Annotated in this window: 14 protein-coding genes; 4 read left to right on the top strand and 10 right to left on the bottom strand. The window is 43.4% G+C overall.

What is annotated here, in order from left to right; all coding sequences use genetic code 11:
• Positions 1–34 precede the first annotated feature (34 nt).
• The gene (nspC, locus tag K08M4_RS09140) at positions 35–1,168 is read left to right on the top strand and encodes a carboxynorspermidine decarboxylase (protein WP_086049657.1); all 1,134 of its coding nucleotides are present in this window, start codon (positions 35–37) and stop codon (positions 1,166–1,168) included.
• Positions 1,169–1,264: 96 nt separating this feature from the next.
• Here nspC and K08M4_RS09135 read toward each other — a convergent pair whose 3' ends face one another.
• From K08M4_RS09135 to K08M4_RS09120, 4 genes are all read right to left on the bottom strand, one after another.
• Positions 1,265–1,807, bottom strand: a complete 543-nt coding sequence (locus K08M4_RS09135; RefSeq protein WP_086049656.1) for an Lcl C-terminal domain-containing protein — start codon at positions 1,805–1,807, stop codon at positions 1,265–1,267.
• On the bottom strand, positions 1,807–3,183 hold the full coding sequence (locus K08M4_RS09130; RefSeq protein ID WP_232460242.1) for an Lcl domain-containing protein: 1,377 nt from the start codon (positions 3,181–3,183) through the stop codon (positions 1,807–1,809). The genes K08M4_RS09135 and K08M4_RS09130 overlap by 1 nt, the downstream gene beginning before the upstream one ends.
• 436 nt (positions 3,184–3,619) lie before the next feature.
• Positions 3,620–4,132 (bottom strand): glycine cleavage system transcriptional repressor, encoded by a 513-nt coding sequence (locus K08M4_RS09125; RefSeq protein WP_086049654.1) that lies wholly within the window; start codon positions 4,130–4,132, stop codon positions 3,620–3,622.
• Positions 4,133–4,385: 253 nt separating this feature from the next.
• Positions 4,386–5,297 (bottom strand): DUF3943 domain-containing protein, encoded by a 912-nt coding sequence (locus K08M4_RS09120; RefSeq protein WP_086049653.1) that lies wholly within the window; start codon positions 5,295–5,297, stop codon positions 4,386–4,388.
• 207 nt (positions 5,298–5,504) lie between these two features.
• Between K08M4_RS09120 and K08M4_RS09115 the strand changes: the two genes are divergently transcribed.
• Positions 5,505–6,740 (top strand): CinA family nicotinamide mononucleotide deamidase-related protein, encoded by a 1,236-nt coding sequence (locus K08M4_RS09115; RefSeq protein WP_086049652.1) that lies wholly within the window; start codon positions 5,505–5,507, stop codon positions 6,738–6,740.
• Between the two features lie 204 nt (positions 6,741–6,944).
• Here the strand turns inward: K08M4_RS09115 and yfaE are convergent, their stop codons facing one another.
• From yfaE to ubiG, 4 genes are all read right to left on the bottom strand, one after another.
• A complete protein-coding gene (gene yfaE / locus K08M4_RS09110) occupies positions 6,945–7,223 on the bottom strand; it encodes a class I ribonucleotide reductase maintenance protein YfaE (protein WP_009848850.1) in 279 nt (92 codons plus the stop codon).
• Positions 7,223–8,356, bottom strand: coding sequence for a class Ia ribonucleoside-diphosphate reductase subunit beta (nrdB, locus tag K08M4_RS09105; protein ID WP_004733365.1), 1,134 nt, complete (start codon positions 8,354–8,356; stop codon positions 7,223–7,225). Before nrdB ends, yfaE begins: the two co-directional genes overlap by 1 nt.
• Before the next feature lie 101 nt (positions 8,357–8,457).
• Positions 8,458–10,740 carry a class 1a ribonucleoside-diphosphate reductase subunit alpha gene (gene nrdA / locus K08M4_RS09100; protein WP_086049651.1) on the bottom strand — a complete coding sequence of 761 codons (2,283 nt, stop codon included), beginning with the start codon at positions 10,738–10,740 and terminating at the stop codon, positions 8,458–8,460.
• 507 nt (positions 10,741–11,247) lie between these two features.
• A complete protein-coding gene (gene ubiG / locus K08M4_RS09095; protein WP_017078713.1) occupies positions 11,248–11,991 on the bottom strand; it encodes a bifunctional 2-polyprenyl-6-hydroxyphenol methylase/3-demethylubiquinol 3-O-methyltransferase UbiG in 744 nt (247 codons plus the stop codon).
• Between the two features lie 258 nt (positions 11,992–12,249).
• Between ubiG and gyrA the strand changes: the two genes are divergently transcribed.
• Together gyrA and K08M4_RS09085 are read left to right on the top strand one after the other, a co-directional pair.
• A complete protein-coding gene (gyrA, locus tag K08M4_RS09090) occupies positions 12,250–14,937 on the top strand; it encodes a DNA topoisomerase (ATP-hydrolyzing) subunit A (protein ID WP_086049650.1) in 2,688 nt (895 codons plus the stop codon).
• Positions 14,938–15,218: 281 nt separating this feature from the next.
• Positions 15,219–15,848, top strand: coding sequence for a TPR domain-containing protein (locus K08M4_RS09085; RefSeq protein ID WP_086049649.1), 630 nt, complete (start codon positions 15,219–15,221; stop codon positions 15,846–15,848).
• 104 nt (positions 15,849–15,952) lie between these two features.
• Here the strand turns inward: K08M4_RS09085 and K08M4_RS09080 are convergent, their stop codons facing one another.
• The gene (locus K08M4_RS09080; protein ID WP_086049648.1) at positions 15,953–16,297 is read right to left on the bottom strand and encodes a rhodanese-like domain-containing protein; all 345 of its coding nucleotides are present in this window, start codon (positions 16,295–16,297) and stop codon (positions 15,953–15,955) included.
• 147 nt (positions 16,298–16,444) lie between these two features.
• Positions 16,445–17,875 (bottom strand): ammonia-forming nitrite reductase cytochrome c552 subunit, encoded by a 1,431-nt coding sequence (gene nrfA / locus K08M4_RS09075; RefSeq protein WP_198299280.1) that lies wholly within the window; start codon positions 17,873–17,875, stop codon positions 16,445–16,447.
• Positions 17,876–18,319: the final 444 nt, after the last annotated feature.

Genomic DNA, 18,319 nt, shown 5'->3' with positions numbered 1-18,319 from the left:
GCCTTCGTGAACTCGAGGGCCGCAAGGTATTAACATGCAAAACAACGAACTAAAAACGCCTTACTTCATGATCAACGAAGACAAGTTGATTGCGAATTTAGAGATAGCTAAGCAGCTGAAAGAGATTTCAGGTGTGAAGTTGGTATTGGCACTCAAGTGTTTCTCGACATGGGGTGTGTTTGACATCATCAAACCTTACCTCGATGGCACGACAAGCTCTGGTCCATACGAAGTGAAGCTTGGTCACGAAACCTTTGGTGGTGAAACGCACGCTTACAGTGTCGGTTACAGCGAAGACGACGTGAGAGAAGTTGCCGATATCTGCGACAAGATGATCTTCAACTCGCAAAGCCAATTCGCAGCGTACCGTCATATTGTTGAAGGCAAAGCGTCGCTGGGTTTACGTCTGAATCCGGGTGTAAGCTACGCAGGGCAAGACTTGGCAAACCCTGCGCGTCAATTCTCGCGTTTGGGTGTGCAAGCTGACCACATCAAACCAGAAATCTTCGATGAGATTAATGGTGTAATGTTCCACATGAACTGTGAGAACAAAGACGTTGATGCGTTTATCGGCCTACTTGATTCAATCTCAGAACAGTTTGGCGAGCACTTAGATAAGTTGGACTGGGTGAGCATGGGCGGTGGTGTGTTCTTCACATGGCCGGGTTATGACATAGAGAAGTTGGGCCTTGCACTTAAAGCCTTTTCTGAAAAGCACGGCGTGCAGATGTACCTTGAACCGGGTGAAGCTATCATCACTAAAACAACTGACTTGGTTGTGACAGTGGTTGATATCGTAGAGAACGTGAAGAAAACGGCGATAGTCGATTCAGCTACTGAGGCGCATCGCCTAGATACTCTTATCTACAATGAACCAGCATCGGTATTGGAAGCGTCAGAAACCGGCGGTCACGACTATGTGATTGGTTCGTGTTCATGCCTAGCGGGCGATCAGTTCTGTGAAACAAGCTTTGATGAGCCGTTGAAGATTGGTCAAAAGCTTCATCTATTGGATAGTGCAGGTTACACCATGGTGAAACTGAACTGGTTCAATGGTTTGAAAATGCCGTCTATCTATTGTGAGCGCAGCAGTGGCGAAATTCAAAAGTTGAATGAGTTTGGCTATGAAGACTTTAAACGCTCATTGTCACAATGGTCGGTTAAGTAACGGAACATTGCGTTAGAACCATATTTAGGACGGTACAGAACAATAAAAAGGGCAGCCGATGAGCTGCTCTTTTTAATTTCTGCTCTCAAACTTAAATCACTTAAACTCTTTAACTAATCGAACAAGAGGGGAAGGGGCGTTACTTGGATCGGTTATGGTTTCCAGTGCCTCTTCGAAATCGATGATCAAACCATCATAGGCTGTGTTAATTTTGTGTGCATCTGGAGTATTCGTCCAGTAAGGTTCATTGGTTGTCGTTGGGAAATGTGCAAGGTTAATGGCAGGTTTAGTACAGCTATACTCTACGATTGAACTGAGCTCTTTGATATTTGGCAAACGAAAGCCCGTTTGACCAGCAATCGTGGTCAGTTTTGTATCTTTAGTTGCATTAAGTGCATCTTGCCAGCTTTTGTACTTAAACGCTGTTCCATCACACGTATTTTTTGCAGAATTATAGCTTTCACCTAAGTTGCATTTAGACCACAGCAAATTAGTGGTTACGTCCAGTAATGTGCCATCTTTACGGTCAATTAACTGCCCATCTTTAATAGATGCTAGCTGTGTCGTTACACAGGTTTGTGCCAATGCGTTGCTGCACAGTAGGGCGGTCAGTGTCCCTAAACATATAAGTAGTTTCATTAATCTAAGCCTCCGCTCACAGCGACAATACCCGCTGAACCTAAAATATTTTTATTACAAAGCTTTAGCTCTCCAGTAGCAGTATCAATGCATCGTGCGCTACCGTTTTGTTTTACTGAGCTTGTTTTGGTGAAAATCTTGCTACCTAGGTTAGGGAAGAAGTCTATGCTACTTGATGGCTTGCTGCCCACATTGAAGTCAATGAATGAACGAGCTTCAATAGGAGAAGGCAGACGCCAATCAGTGATACCACAAATAGCATAACTGTTTAGAGCATTAATATAGCTACTGGTATTACAGTAGCGATTACCAGACTTGTCATTGGGATAAGCGCATTGAGAAGATATAGGCCCTTCGTTATATAGCAGGTTGTTAGGCGCTCCGGCATAACCGCCGTTGGTGGTTGCATTGGAGTCGTACCAAGTGTAGGTGTGTGAAGCACTTCGCCAATAGCTTGATTCAGTTCCCCAAGGGTAAGGGTTTGCGCTAGCGTTCTGCTTATGTTTTTCAACCCAATCATCAATGGCACTTGTCGTAGGTAGAGCTTTAGCTACTTGTTTGTTTTCAATATACAAACCTGTGCGTTCATCTTTCACACAACGCCAACTAGAGGCCGATGAACTGACTGGGTTACCATTCGCATCAATCTTGGTATAGCGGAAGCCATATGCACCATCAGCGTGCTCACTTCCATCTGTTTTATCTAAACCAAAATCGGCATCTTGATTAGGGTGCGAGGCTGGAGGAGTGACGCTGTCGTAAGCTGTGCCATCAAAATAGGTGACATAACCAGTATCGTTGAAGTTTTTCTGTCCAGGTATATAGAATGCAAGCGCGTTTTTACTTGAGTCAATGGCTGCATTTCCAGCTGTAGCGATGGTGTAGATTACAGATTCACCACCTTCATTGAAGCTGTCAGCAAGCGCAGAAAATTTGATGCTTGTTGATAGGGTTTCAGATGGTATCTTGATACTTGAACCTGCGATATCAACACTAAAGTCTTTATCGGTGGCGATGCCAGTTTGCACTAAGGTAAGTGTAACGTCTTTAGAGGTGTAGCCGGACAGCTCCACTTTTTGAACAACGCTATCACCCTCAACAACGGTGCTTAAGTTTTTGCTAAATTGGACCGTTGGTTGAACATCACTATCACTGATGGTGACTTCAGTTTGCTTATTGGTCAGCGTGTAATTTGCATCGTTAATGCTAATGGAAAAATGAAAGGTTTTATTCCCTTCGTATAGCTTATTATGGATCAGGTTCAGTGGAAGCGCTGCGCTGGTTGCACCTGCCGAAACTTTGACGTTTTGAGCAGAAATCGCGTCGTAGTTTTTAAATACACCCGTAGAGCGTGTCGTGACATCTTTAGTTGTCACTGCCAAGGTGAGCTCCTGAGTTAAGGCTTTGGAAAAAGAAACGGTAATTGACTCTGTCTTCGACCCTGATAGTGGTTCAGAAAATGAAACAGTATTGGGCATGCTAACGCTAATCTTGGATGATGACGAAGTAGACGTTGTTTTGCTATTATTTTCATGACCGCTTTTACAGCCACTGAATAGCGTTATGAGAAGGATTACTGAGATGGAATTGAGCTGCCATCTCGAGCTGTTTCGTTTCATGTTTTAACCTAAGCCATTAAATTGTATAAGATAATCTATGGTAACAAAAATATTATACGAATGCCTGAATTCATAGGGTTAAGTTATGTGTTTCGGGGGTTTTTATATGGTTTTTTGTAAGTTATGTAAGAGGAGGGGGCTTTGTGGAGAGGAACCTCCCAATGATGAATTTATCATCAGGAGGCTAAGCTTATTAACTCTCAATCATCACTCGAGTATCTTCACTGAGTGTTTCTAGTTCATTCACTACGTCATCAATCAAAACTTCGATTGGCAACTTCACTGCTATCTTGGAAGTAAATAGGCTTGAGCTAACGCCACCACCACCGGCGATGAAGACTCGGTGGCAGTCCATATCTAGAATGCTAATCCCTTGTCTGTCTAGTACATGTGTCACTTCGTTGACGATGCCTGCTCGGTCGTTAGAGTCGAGTCGTAAGTGATGGATTGTGTCTTGAACATTGTGTGTATGGTCTGAATCGACAAATTGCACAATGAGATCAGGGTTGGCGCTGAAAGCGTCTTTAACAATTGATTCGTTGATGGCGGGCAGTTGAATCTTTAGTACGCCTGCTACTTGATCTTCAATAAAATTAACTTTACTGATGAGCCATTTGCCGTCGTTTTCGTGAGTAACCGCAGCAAGTTGTTTGATTGTTGCTGGTGATGCTTGTCCGATAAAGTTTACGATAAATGTACTGTTCATATCAGCCCCCAAAGTCTCAATTATGTGTTGCTAATTAAATGTTTGATATCACGCGATAAAGTTCTTTAATTTCAGTGTAGAAGTTTACATCGAACAATGTTTGACCTGTGTCAATTTTTGAAACTAAGCTGTGATGCAAAAAAAGAGAATGAAGAGTAGGGCACAAAAAAAGCGGCTAGAGAGCCGCTTTTTAGAAGAGTTGTCGCTTTTATTTGGAATGCAGTAACTTAGAGTCCAGTAACACGAAAGCGCATTAGAAGGTTACTTTGAAGTTCATACCGACAAACTGAGCGTCGTATGTTGCCCCAGCATCGTAGGCGAATCGGGCTGCGTCTTTGTTATCCCACCAAGGGTTAGTGTTCAGATTAACCTCTGCGTCGCCACCCCATGCATCACTTACCCAGTAGTGGATATGGCCAACAGGGTTGAGGAAGAATAACGAAACATCACCCATGGTTTGAGAGCCCATCACTTCGCCACCTGAAGCAACGATGTCTTGCTCTGCTTCTAGCATCAATTCACCGACAACAGCCCCAAAGAATGGTGTAATGAAGATATCTTGCCATGATGGTACTTCTGCAAACGCTTCTACACCGTATTCCCAAAAGAACGTCGACATAGTCCAAGAGTATAAGAAAGATTCAAACTCATCGTAACCAGCATGTCGAGCTGCAGTGTAGTAAACACCGCCGAAGTATGGGTGCATCACGTAGTTTAGAAAATGTTCGTCTCGGTCCCATACTGGGCCTTCAGAAACGTTATCTTTCCATTTTTTACCTAGTGCGCTGATATCACGTTGGTCATCATCCCACTTAGTGATACTTTCGGGTAGCAGAGTCATTAAACCCACCGTTGCGACACTTAAGCCAAGAATGGTGTAAGTTTGACCCATAAGGTAATCCCAATCCTTACCATCACTTACGGTAAGGTAGAGCGGTTGTTTATCGATCGTAAGATCATACTGATCGCTTGTTTCGCTTAACGCATAGTTGTTACTAGGCTTATAGGTGTACAAGCTTTCATTAACACAGTAATCTTGAGCGCATTCATCCGAATAAGAAAGGTTGATTGGCTGGTCGAAGTCGTATTGGCTTGCAACCGAGTTAACTGACATTAGCATTGTAAATGCAGCAGCAACCTTCGTTAGTAACGGTGATTTGGCCACAAGGGTCTCCATGAGAAGTTAATAATTGATCCGAGTCACAATTATCTATTAAATGCTGAGTTTAGGGAACTAATAATTTATTGCTTTTCCTAAGAAAACCTTAGATTTAACATTAGTAATATTTGTGAAAAGTGAATGCCTCAAACTCAACCTTAGACCAGTTTGTAAATAATGCCGTGTCTTTTAATGACCACAAGGGATATAAATATGACGAAAATCGCAATGTTAAGCACTGGTGAAGAAGTTCTTCATGGGGACATTGTAGACACAAACGCAGCTTGGATGTCTGCTGAGTTTTATCAGCAAGGCTTTGCTCTAGCGAAACGTTCAACGGTGGGCGATCAAATGAATGCTCTGGTTGAAGAATTGCTGATGTTGAGCTTCAACTATGATGTGGTTATCGTCAATGGTGGTTTAGGACCGACAACGGATGATATGAGTGCAGCAGCAGCAGCGGCAGCCTCAGATCAAAAGCTTGTCATTTCCCCTGAGTGGCTGGCTCGTATGGAAGAGATGTTCTCTGGACGTGGTGTACCCATGCCTGACAGTAATCTTAAGCAAGCTTTATTACCCACGAGTTCAGAGATAGTTGATAACCCTGTGGGGACGGCTTGCGGCTTCAAGCTAAAAATCAATGAGGCGACGTTCTATTTTACACCGGGCGTACCGAGTGAATTCAAACGCATGGTCACGTTTGAGATTCTTCCTGATTTGTCACGTACCTATCCTCAAGTCGTTGCCTCTGAATGTAGCCGACTGTTTACATTTGGTTTGTCTGAATCGGGTATCTCGGATGTGTTAGACCAGCTTAAGCTTCCTGCTGGCTATGAACTTGGCTACCGTTCTTATCTGCCGTTCATTGAGGTCAAACTGTTTGGCCCTAAAGCGGATTTAGAAACTCGCGTTAAGCTGCTGCAAATGGTTTACAAGCTGTTAGAGAGTAATGTTGTCAGTGTTGATGAGCCTATGATTGATCATATCGGCCACATCATGGCCGAGAAAAAGAAGACCTTATCTGTGTCTGAAGTGTCCACCAAAGGTGCATTGTCGGCTTGGTTGCAATTGAATGAGCAGGTAGAAGGCTGCTTTGGGCATTCATGGGTCATGGCTGAGCCAAAAGAGAGCGAGCTTGAAAAGAGCGATCCATTAGCCGCAACCTTTGCGCTGGCTGGCGCGACAAGAGAGAAGTGCGGTACAGAACTGGCTTTGGTTACTGGTAAGTTAGAAGGCAACACATTCAGCGTCGCATTGTCGACTGAAGCGGGAGAGTGGGGACAGGTACTTGAGTTTTATCGTCAGTACTCACGCGAAGACCAACGCAACGTGATTAAGACTGTTGCCGCCGATATGCTGAGAAGGCATCTAGATAACAAACCGATGTTTGGTACTTACTCTTCGGTTAAGCGATTGAAAGACATGTTTATCCCTAAATCGGTACTATAAAGCTGAGTTAGTACAACAAACCTAAGTCAGCGTCATAAGCGAGTTGTCCGATTGAACTGAAATGAAATACAAAAAGGGCCTGATAATGAAAATTATCGGGCCCTTAAATTTTTAAGCTTTCTGTTAACTATCTGTCTGTTAACTATTCAAGATTGTACTAATTACCTAATTACCTAATTACCTAATTATCTAATTACTAAGCATTTAAGCGCTTTTTTGCTTATTTCTGTGAATAACGTTACTCAGCGATAGTTCTGTTTTTGCTTTACAGATACAAGGTAATATTTCATTGCCTTGCGTGTAAGCCATAGCAAAACCAACGTACTCGACTTCACCAGAATCCAACGTGCAGCGGCAAGCGCCACAATGGCCATCTCGGCAGTTGTATTCTGGCTCTAACCCTGCTTGTTCCATTGTTTCCAACAGAGTATTTGAAGGGTTAGATTCAATAGAAGTCAGCTTGTTGATCTTGATTGTTGGCATTACAGCTCAAATCCTTCAAAGTCGTCAGCTTTTACTTCGTTGTCGATCTGACCAACTAGGTAAGAACTGATTTCAGCTTCTTGTGGAGCAACTTGTACGTTATCTGAAGATAACCAAGCGTTGATCCATGGAATTGGGTTCGACGTTGCTTCTGGGTAAGCCGTACCTAGACCAACAGCCTGCATACGGATGTTCGTAATGTACTCAACGTATTGGCAAAGAATGTCTTTGTTTAGACCAATCATAGAGCCATCTTTGAATAGGTATTCTGCCCACTCTTTCTCTTGCTCTGCTGCTTCTTTGAATAGGTCGAAACACTCTTGCTTACACTCTTCAGCGATCTGCATGAATTCGAAGTCATCTTGACCATTACGCAGCAAGTTGATCATGTGCTGTGTACCAGTAAGGTGAAGTGCTTCATCACGAGCGATTAGCTTGATGATCTTCGCGTTACCTTCCATTAGCTCACGCTCAGCGAATGCGAATGAACATGCAAAACTTACGTAGAAACGAATCGCTTCCAGTGCGTTTACAGACATTAGACATACGTAAAGCTTCTTCTTCAGGTCGTGAAGTGAAATCTTAACGTCTTCGCCGTTGATGTTGTGGTTGCCTTCACCGTAGCGGTGGTAGTCAGCCGTGAGCTTGATCAAATCATCGTAGTAAAAAGCGATGTCTTTCGCACGTTTCAGGATCTCTTCGTTTTCAACGATGTCGTCAAATACTACGCCTGGATCATTCACGATGTTACGGATGATGTGCGTGTATGAACGAGAGTGAATCGTTTCAGAGAATGACCAAGTCTCAATCCAAGTTTCAACTTCTGGTAGTGATACCAAAGGAAGTAGGGCAACGTTAGGGCTGCGGCCTTGGATAGAATCTAGAAGCGTTTGGTACTTCAGGTTAGAGATGAAGATGTGCTTTTCATGCTCTGGAAGCTTGTTGTAATCGATACGGTCGCTAGACACATCTACTTCTTCTGGACGCCAGAAGAAAGAAAGCTGCTTTTCGATTAACTTTTCAAAGATTTCGAATTTCTGTTGGTCGTAACGTGCAACGTTTACCGACTGACCCAAGAACATTGGTTCTTTTAGTTGGTCATTTTTTTGTTGAGAAAAAGTACTGTAAGCCATAAATGCCTCAAATCCTTTAAAGACCCGCAATAAAACGGATCCTGTTAATGCTTTAAACCCAGAGAAGATAACTTCTCTGGGGTCTTAATGTTTATTGCGGTTTAGATCTTACAACCGCCGCCTTCACAATCTTCTTCCGGCACTTGAACTGCATCGCCTTGGTCGTCTTTAGCACCATCACGAGTGTTATGGTAGTAAAGCGTCTTAACACCGTACTTGTACGCCGTTAGCAAGTCTTTAAGCAGCTGCTTCATTGGTACCTTACCGCTGTCGTAAACACTTGGATCATAGTTAGTGTTTGCAGAGATAGCTTGGTCAACGAATTTTTGCATGATACCCACTAAGTGCAGGTAACCGTCGTTAGTACCAATGTTCCAAAGTAGCTCGTAGTTGTCTTTAAGATTTAGGAAATCTGGAACAACTTGCTTCAGGATGCCGTCTTTCGACGCTTTCACTGATACATAACCACGTGGTGGCTCGATACCGTTAGTCGCGTTCGAGATTTGAGACGAAGTCTCAGAAGGCATAAGCGCTGTTAGCGTAGAGTTACGCAGACCGTGCTCCATGATCTCTTCACGTAGCGTGTCCCAATCGTAGTGCAGCGGCTCTTCACATACTAAGTCGATATCTTTTTTGTAAGTATCGATTGGCAGTAGGCCTTTCGCGTAGTTGGTCTCGTGGAAAGATGGGCAACGGCCTTGCTCTTTCGCTAGTTCAACAGACGCTTTTAGCAAGTGGTATTGAATTGCTTCAAAAGTACGGTGAGTCAGGCCATTTGCGCTGCCATCAGAGTACTTAACACCATTCTTCGCTAGGTAGTATGCGTAGTTGATTACACCCACACCTAGAGTACGACGGTTCATTGTCGACTTACGTGCTGCTGGAAGCGGGTAGTCTTGGTAATCAAGTAGTGCATCTAGAGCACGAACAACCAGTTCAGAAAGTTCAGCCAGATCGTCTAGCTCGTTGATTGCACCTAGATTAAACGCCGAAAGCGTACATAGTGCAATCTCACCTTCGTCATCTTCTACGTTAGAAAGCGGCTTAGTTGGTAGCGCGATTTCTAGACATAGGTTCGATTGACGAACAGGAGCTACTTCAGAATCGAACGGGCTGTGTGTATTACAGTGGTCAACGTTCTGAATGTAGATACGACCAGTAGAAGCACGCTCTTGCATTAGCAAAGAGAATAGTTCAACCGCTTTAACGGTTTCACGCTTCACTGATGGATCGTTTTCGTACTTAACGTACAGCTCTTCAAAACGTTCTTGGTTTTCGAAGAACGCATCGTAAAGGCCAGGTACGTCAGAAGGTGAGAACAGGCTGATGTTGCCACCTTGAACTAGGCGAGAGTACATAAGCTTGTTCAGCTGTACGCCATAATCCATGTGACGAACACGGTTCTCTTCAACACCGCGGTTGTTTTTCAGTACTAATAGAGACTGAACTTCACCGTGCCATAGTGGGTAGAACACCGTTGCTGCACCGCCACGAACACCACCTTGAGAACAACATTTTACTGCTGTTTGGAAGTATTTGTAGAAAGGGATACAGCCAGTGTGGAACGCTTCACCATTACGGATTTCAGAACCAAGCGCACGAATACGACCTGCGTTGATACCAATACCGGCACGTTGAGATACGTAACGAACAATAGAGCTTGCTGTTGCGTTGATTGAATCTAGGCTGTCGCCGCATTCAATCAGTACACAAGAACTGAATTGACGAGTAGGCGTACGTACACCAGACATAATTGGTGTAGGTAGAGAAATCTTAAACGTAGACGAGGCATCGTAAAAACGTTTGATGTAATCCAGACGAGTTGATTTCGGGTATTTACCGAATAAACACGCAGCAACTAGGATGTAAAGGAACTGAGCACTCTCGTAGATTTCTTTTGTTACACGGTTCTGCACGAAGTATTTACCTTCAAGCTGTTTAACCGCCGCGTAAGAAAAGTTTAAGTCACGCTTATGGTCGATGTACGCGTCAAGCTCTTCGAATTCAGCTTTCGTGTAGTCTTCCATCAGGTGGCTATCGTATTTACCCATATCAACCAGTTTTGCAACGTGGTCATAAAGAGCAGGTGGCTCATATTCACCGTACGCTTTTTTACGTAGGTGGAATACTGACAGACGTGCTGCTAGATATTGGTAATCAGGAGTCTCTTCAGAGATTAAATCCGCCGCTGACTTGATGATAGTTTCATGAATATCAGTAGTGGTGATGCCATCGTAAAACTGAATGTGAGCTTTCAATTCTACTTGTGATACAGAAACATTGTGCAAGCCTTCAGCTGCCCATGTGATCACTCGATGGATTTTCTCTAAATCGATCGTTTCTTTGCGCCCGTTACGCTTGGTAACAGTAAGTTGTTGGTTCATTCTGCTTAATTTCCCTAACAAAACTGAACAAGGCCGTGTTTTTGTGTATTTCTGTGTAATTTTTGTAAATTACGTTTCGGCTTTGTGATCTTGGTCTACCCATATATTGTAGTTCAAACACAACATATAGGGGTCATTTGTTTGTTGGGTTACAAGATAGTGCTACAACTGATATTTTTCAAGGTAAAGAAATGGGGTTGCTTGTGGATAAGTGGTGGATTGAAAAAAAACTGTAAGTGACCACTAACTGATGACGTTAGACGAGACTTGATTGTACAAAAGTCGCCTTTTAAGGATGCTTTATTTTTGCACGCCCATAAAAAAAAATCCCTTGATCTTTGGGTAAAATAGGCAATGGATTTTGGACGATTAAATTTAAATCTAGGTGGTCAAAATGGAAGCTAGCGCACGAAATTTAGACTGAAAAAAGTCGCAAACTTATGGTAATTGCAACTCTTTTCATTCGTCTTTTTACAAAATATTTTACGGTAGGGCTACCGATATTTTTTAGCCCAAGTTTTGAGTGTGAACGATGTAGTTCACATCGACTTTTTGGCCTAAACGGTAGGTGTTCGTTAACGGGTTATAGTGCAGTCCTGTAATCCCTAGTTCTTGAAGCGGAGTGTTATCAACCATTTTGATAAGCTCAGCGGGGCGAATGAACTTTTCGTGGTCGTGAGTACCTTCTGGCACAATCTTAAGTAATTTCTCTGCACCAACAATCGCGAACAGGTAAGACTTAAAGTTACGGTTCAATGTTGAGAAGAACACATGGCCGCCCGGTTTCACTAATTTTGAACAAGCCGAGATAACTGATTGTGGGTCAGGAACGTGCTCTAGCATTTCCATACACGTCACCACATCGTAAGTGTGTGGGTTTTGCTCTGCATGGTCTTCAATGGTGCTTTGGATGTAATCGAGCTTGGTGCCGGTTTCTAATGCGTGCAGACGAGCGACTTCTAGCGGTTCTTTACCCATATCTAGTCCGGTGACTACTGCACCCTCTACAGCCATGCTTTCAGCCAGAATACCGCCGCCGCAGCCAACATCGAGAACTTTCTTACCAAAAAGGCCTTCGGTTTTCTCTAGCACGTAATTTAAGCGCAACGGATTGATTTGATGTAGTGGCTTAAACTCGCCTTCTAGATCCCACCAGCGTGACGCCATGTCTTCGAATTTTTTGATTTCTGCTGGGTCTACGTTCTGTGATTTAGTCATAATCGGCATTTCCAAGTTAAATAATGCATCCATGAAATTGCAGGCATTATAACTTGCCTTTTCCTGCTGACCAGAAGATCTACAATTTTGCTAGTTTATTGGGTGTAAAGTGACCATGTTTCAGCAAGATATGACGCTGAGGTGCAATTTCTTATCAATAGATTGGCTACAAGGGTCACAAGATGGTAAAAGGAGAGGGAAAGTGATGCCTCCGTAGGTAAATTTGTGTTATATTTTTCGGTCTTATACGTATTCAAAAATACGATCTGACTATAGAGGGAAAATGGCTCTATGAGCGATCTAGCGAAAGAGATCACGCCCGTAAATATTGAAGATGAGCTTAGAGGTTCATACCTAGACTACGCGATGTCCGTCATCGTTGGTCGTGCCCTTCCAGATGTGCGTGATGGCCTAAAACCTGTACACCGCCGCGTTTTGTTCGCGATGAATGTACTAGGTAATGATTGGAACAAAGCATATAAAAAGTCTGCTCGTGTAGTAGGCGATGTAATCGGTAAATATCACCCACACGGTGATAGTGCGGTATACGAGTCAATTGTTCGTATGGCTCAGCCGTTTTCACTACGCTATATGTTAGTCGATGGCCAAGGTAACTTTGGTTCGGTTGACGGCGATTCAGCTGCGGCAATGCGTTATACCGAAGTTCGTATGTCAAAAATAGCTGGTGAGCTATTAACGGATCTTGATAAAGATACGGTTGACTTCGTTCCTAACTATGATGGAACCGAGCAAATACCAGCAGTTTTACCAACAAAAATACCAAACCTATTGGTTAACGGTGCTTCTGGTATCGCAGTAGGTATGGCTACCAACATCCCGCCGCATAACCTTGGCGAAGTTGTTGATGGCTGTTTAGCATTTATCAATAATGAAGACATCACTATTGATGAGCTAATGGACTACATCCCGGGTCCAGACTTCCCGACAGCAGCATTAATCAGTGGCCGTAAGGGCATTGTCGATGCATATAAGACTGGCCGAGGCAAAGTCTACATGCGCTCGAGAGCTGAAATTGAAACGGAAAAGAACGGTAAAGAAACTATTATCGTTACTGAAATCCCGTATCAAGTGAACAAAGCTCGTCTGATCGAGAAGATTGCAGAACTTGTAAAAGACAAGAAAGTTGAAGGCATCAGTGCACTGCGTGACGAATCTGATAAAGATGGTATGCGTATTGTTATTGAATGTAAGCGTGATGCTGTAGGTGAAGTTGTACTAAACAATCTTTACTCACAAACTCAACTGCAAACAACTTTCGGCATCAACATGGTTGCTCTGAACAACGGCCAACCACAACTTTTCAACATTAAAGATATGTTGAAGTGTTTTGTTGATCACCGTCGTGAAGTTGTGACACGTCGTACTATCTTCGAATTGAAGAAAGCGCGCGACCGTGCACATATCTTGGAAGCTCTATCTTTAGCGCTTGCAAACATTGATGAAATCATTGAACTGATCAAGAACGCACCAACACCAGCAGAAGCTAAAGTTGGTCTAGTGTCTCGTGGTTGGGATCTTGGTAACGTTGCATCAATGCTTGAACGTGCTGGTACTGATGCAGCTCGTCCAGATTGGCTTGAAGACCAATACGGTATTCGTGATGGTCAATACTTCCTAACGGAAACTCAAGCGCAAGCTATTCTAGAACTTCGTCTTCACCGCCTAACAGGCCTTGAGCACGAGAAGATTCTAGACGAATACAAAGCACTTCTAGAAGAGATCGCTGAGCTAATGCATATTCTTGCAAGCACTGAGCGTTTGATGGAAGTGATCCGTGAAGAACTTGAAGCGGTACGTGATATCTATGGCGACGAACGTCGTACAGAAATCACAGCAGCGGTTCATGACATCGACATGGAAGAGCTAATTGCTCAAGAAGACGTTGTAGTAACGCTTTCTAACGCAGGCTACGTTAAGTACCAAATCCTAAGCGACTACGAAGCTCAGCGTCGTGGTGGTAAAGGTAAGAGTGCAACTAAGATGAAAGATGAGGATTACATTGAGCGTCTGCTTGTTGCTAATACTCATGACAACATCTTATGTTTCTCTACTCGTGGTAAAACGTACCGCCTGAAAGTTTACCAACTGCCTCAAGCAAGCCGCACCGCTCGTGGTAAGCCTATCGTTAACATTCTTCCTCTAGAAGAAGGTGAGCGTATTACGGCTATCCTGCCTGTTTCTGAATTCTCAAACGAGAAATTCATTTTCATGGCAACAGGCGACGGTACAGTTAAGAAGACATCACTGGATCAATTCGCAAACGTACGTGCTAACGGCCTAATCGCAGTTAACCTACGTGACGATGATTCACTGATTGGCGTTGATATTACTGACGGTAATAGCGACATCATGCTGTTCTCGAAATCGGGCAAAGTTGTTCGCTTTAACGAGGACAAAGTACGTCCAATGGGTCGTACTGCCTCTGGTGTTCGTGGTATGAAGCTTCCAGAAGACGATCAAGTGGTTTCACTGATTGTTCCTTCTAACGAAGGCGATATCCTAACTGTGACTCAAAACGGTTACGGTAAGCGTACTGAGTTGGCTGAGTACCCAACGAAAGGCCGTGCAACGCAAGGTGTAGTATCTATCAAAGTCTCTGATCGTAATGGCCCAGTAGTTGGTGCTGTTCAGGTTGAAGAAGGCGATGAAATGATGATGATCACCGACGCAGGTACACTTGTACGTACTCGCGTAGCGGAAGTCAGCCAAGTTGGTCGTAACACTCAAGGTGTAACACTGATTCGTACTGCTGAAGACGAGAATGTTGTAGGTCTACAACGTATCGACGAAGTAGAAGAAGCTGAGATTGTTGAAGGCGAAGAAACTGAAGAAGCAAATGCTGACGCAGTAAACGCAGAAACAGTTAACGCAGAAGGAACAGTTGTTTCTGAATCAAGTGCAGAGCAAGCATCTGATGCTTCTGACTCTGAAAGTGATAGCGAGCAAGACACTGAGTAATCTCGATTACGTTAAGTAATTAAGCTTACCAATGAAAAAACCGAGCCTAAGTGCTCGGTTTTTTATTGCCTATCGCTTTCTATTATTCCGAACATTTTGCTTAGTGCTTAGTGCTTAGTGCTTAGTGCTTAGTGCTTAGTGCTTAGTGCTTAGTGCTTAGTGCTTAGATCTTGGTTTTGGGAAACTTTGAGTACTAAATCTTGAACGCTAAACTTTGATCAATAACGAGATAACACAAAAACGATAAAGTAGCAGATAGAGCTAAACAAAAGGGAAGTGAGATGGACATGTGGTTACTTGTAGCGTTGATATTGATGAGCTTATTTCTAGTTGTGGTTGTTATTGCCGCGAGTAAAAATAGCAGTAACCTCAAAGGTAATATTCTCGTATCACTTATTACAGTGCTTCTCAGTGTTACGGTTTGGTCTCAACTAAAGCAAGAATTACCTCAACTGCCTTTAGACGATAACAATAGTTACACGGCAACAGATTTCGAAGACGAGCTGCAACAAAGCCTTAAGCAAGACCCGAATCAATCCGACTTGTGGTTTAAGCTTGGTGGTGTGTACATGCAAAAAGGGGAGTTTGATGCGGCATTCACTTGCTACGATTATGCGATTCGTTTAGACCCTCAAGCGCCTTCTGGCCTCTATGCAGCCAAAGCAACGGCACTTTATTATCTTAGCTCTCAAGCTATGAGCGATGACGTGAATGCGCTATTGGATCACTCCATGCAACTTGATCCCAATGATCGTACGGCATTGATGCTGATTGCGACCGATCACTTCATTAGTATGCGCTATCAACAAGCGATTGATGCGTGGAGTCAAATCCTCGATTCCAATCAAAAGGGCATTGATCGTGTTTCAATTATTCATTCGATCAACCAAGCCAAAGAGATGATCCGCTAGGCTTGGTCAATAAGCTGTTCTTCCTGAATAAATGTTGAAACTATTTACCTTTGAAGTAATTCGTCTCTAAAGTGATTAATTTCTAAAATCATTAGTTTCCGTATCTATTGGCTGTCTAGCATCTCAGTTAACCCACCTGCGTTATGGATTTGAGTAAACCCTTGAGCACGCAAGAACTGATAAGCTTGCCCTGAGCGATTGCCACTGCGGCAATACAAAACGATGGGTTGGTCTTTCTCGATGTTAGCAAAGTGAGTTGCCACTTCAGAAAGAGGGTAGTTGATGGCGTTGTTTAAATGCCCTTGTGCGAACTCTGCCGGTGTTCTGACATCAATGACTAATGCACCTTTCTCTATTAACTCCCAGCCTGTCTCTGCGCGCTCTGATGCGTCAACGCCTGAACTGAGTAGTGCTATGCATAATGCTGAAAGCGAAAGTAAGGTCTTCATTGTTGACTCCTTGAATTAGCAAACGGTCATTGGAAACTCGGTATTGATTTGAATGCTTCAAACCTAAAACTGAATATTTAAAACAGAAAAACCAGCCACACAACATATAGTGTGACTGGTTTTTGCTTAATGGTCTAATTGAAGAAACTAGTATTCGTAGTTGGCTTCACGCTTTTCAGCTTGCTCTTCCCATTTAGGAACAACCGTGTCTAAGAAGTGTTGTTTCTCAGCATTCATCTTATCCATGTCCATTCCAAGCGCTTTTTGAGCCGCTTCTTTGGTCGAGATATCTGGAATCTCGATTGGATCGGTGATGCCTTTCTTCGCCAGTAGACGAACAATCTTAGTTCGAGCATCCGCAGCGCGGTCTACGGCAGTGCCTAGCACTTCTAGAGCGATTTCAGGTGCATGCATATGAATGCCGTGAGACGCAATAGCGTAGTCCCAGCGCCATTGAGCGTGACGGATATCCAGTAGGATAGGTTCCATCTCTTGCTCTGTCGCACCCGCTTCCCATGCCGCGCCTGCTTCAAAGTGAGCAGCAACGATTTGTTTCTCGGCTGTCAGCTTCATGTTCAGTACTTGCGCTTTACGGCTTGAAACGATGTTACGCATGGTTTCTTTCGATTGAGTGTGACAGTTTGCACACGTATCTTCGAAGCGGTCGAATGGATTACCCACTTTATGGTCGGTATAAACGGTGCCATCTTCTTTGGTCACTTTCGGCATATGACAGTCAGCACAAACGACTTTGTTCTTGCCGTGGATGCCTTCGCGCCATGTTTCGAAACCTGGGTGCTGCGCTTTCAGCATGGGTGCTTTCGATACTTTATGCGTCCAATCTTTAAAGTTGATTGCATCATAGTAACGTTCCATGTCGCCAACGGTTGTACCTTGGTCCCAAGGGAATTTCACACCTTTGGTTGGCCCTGTGAAGTAGTATTCCACGTGGCACTGAGCACAAACAGAAGCTTGTTGGTCTAAGCGGCTTTGTTCATCAAACTTTTTACCAATCGTTTCAAATGCTCGTTCAACGTAAGGACGAGTCACCTTCAGTGCTGGCTCACCATTCTTAAAGCCTTCGCTTTGGGTATCGTGACAGTCTGAACAGCCAATAGGGTTAATGATCTCGTTGCCAAGACGCGCCCATTTACCTTCGAAATAACCATCTTCGCCACGTTCTTCAATAACACGAGCGACATCTGGGCTCTTACAACTCCAACACGCCATTGGCATTGGGCCAGAGCTTTCGTCCGTTGGGCCGCCAGTACGAAGTGTTTGTCTTACATCGTCAATGGCATAAAAGTGGCCGCGTGCTTTGTTGTAATCTTTTGCGAAGCCGTAGCCAGCCCACATGATGGCCATGTTTGGATCTTCTTTTAGTGCGTCTTCAATAACTTCGCTTTCTGAAGTCTGTCTCCATGAATGATATTGATCTGGGTGGTTTTGCTCGAACTGGTCGTTACGAGGGTCGCCAATTTCTTTTTGTTCAGACGCAGCAAAACTGGTCGCGCTTGCTAGTGATGCGCTAACCATTAATAGTGCTGTGACCGAATTACGTATCCAATGCTTTTTCACAGTGATATCTCCAATATACTGATTCTTATACCAAGCGTTGTGAGTTTGCTATTCAAATTAAGAACTGGAGAATTCCTGTTTATATTAATTCATAAACAAACACATTTTGTTACGTGTTGGATATAGCTTGTCTTAGATCAATTAACGGTAGTGACTTCAATCACGTTGAAGTTTATATACCCCTAAAGGGGTATTGGTAGTTAGTAGCATTAAAATTCAAGTGAGAATTATTATCATATATAACAATCAATTACCCAAATTGACCATGATATAAATAGGGTGATTGCGTTCACAGATTAACCCATCCAAATTTCGTATTACCTAATTAGAGGTATATTCTAACTATAGAAAGCGTTGTGGCTTATCCAAAATAAGAATTGATATCATTTAAGCGGTAATAATATCGTTTAAGGGTACTTTTGTTTAACCGGAATATTATTTAGT

The sequence above is a fragment of the Vibrio syngnathi genome (assembly GCF_002119525.1).
Lineage (GTDB): Bacteria > Pseudomonadota > Gammaproteobacteria > Enterobacterales > Vibrionaceae > Vibrio > Vibrio syngnathi.
The sequence above is the reverse complement of the archived record's forward strand: the minus strand, read 5'-3'. Positions and strand labels throughout refer to the sequence as shown.

Excerpts from the sequence above, each read along its gene's own strand:
- gyrA (WP_086049650.1), top strand. The coding sequence starts at position 12,250 with ATGAGCGATCTAGCGAAAGAGATCACGCCCGTAAATATTGAAGATGAG.
- yfaE (WP_009848850.1), bottom strand. The coding sequence starts at position 7,223 with ATGCCAACAATCAAGATCAACAAGCTGACTTCTATTGAATCTAACCCT.
- ubiG (WP_017078713.1), bottom strand. The coding sequence starts at position 11,991 with ATGGATGCATTATTTAACTTGGAAATGCCGATTATGACTAAATCACAG.
- K08M4_RS09125 (WP_086049654.1), bottom strand. The coding sequence starts at position 4,132 with ATGAACAGTACATTTATCGTAAACTTTATCGGACAAGCATCACCAGCA.
- K08M4_RS09080 (WP_086049648.1), bottom strand. The coding sequence starts at position 16,297 with ATGAAGACCTTACTTTCGCTTTCAGCATTATGCATAGCACTACTCAGT.
- nrdB (WP_004733365.1), bottom strand. The coding sequence starts at position 8,356 with ATGGCTTACAGTACTTTTTCTCAACAAAAAAATGACCAACTAAAAGAA.
- K08M4_RS09135 (WP_086049656.1), bottom strand. The coding sequence starts at position 1,807 with ATGAAACTACTTATATGTTTAGGGACACTGACCGCCCTACTGTGCAGC.
- nspC (WP_086049657.1), top strand. The coding sequence starts at position 35 with ATGCAAAACAACGAACTAAAAACGCCTTACTTCATGATCAACGAAGAC.
- K08M4_RS09115 (WP_086049652.1), top strand. The coding sequence starts at position 5,505 with ATGACGAAAATCGCAATGTTAAGCACTGGTGAAGAAGTTCTTCATGGG.
- K08M4_RS09085 (WP_086049649.1), top strand. The coding sequence starts at position 15,219 with ATGGACATGTGGTTACTTGTAGCGTTGATATTGATGAGCTTATTTCTA.
- nrdA (WP_086049651.1), bottom strand. The coding sequence starts at position 10,740 with ATGAACCAACAACTTACTGTTACCAAGCGTAACGGGCGCAAAGAAACG.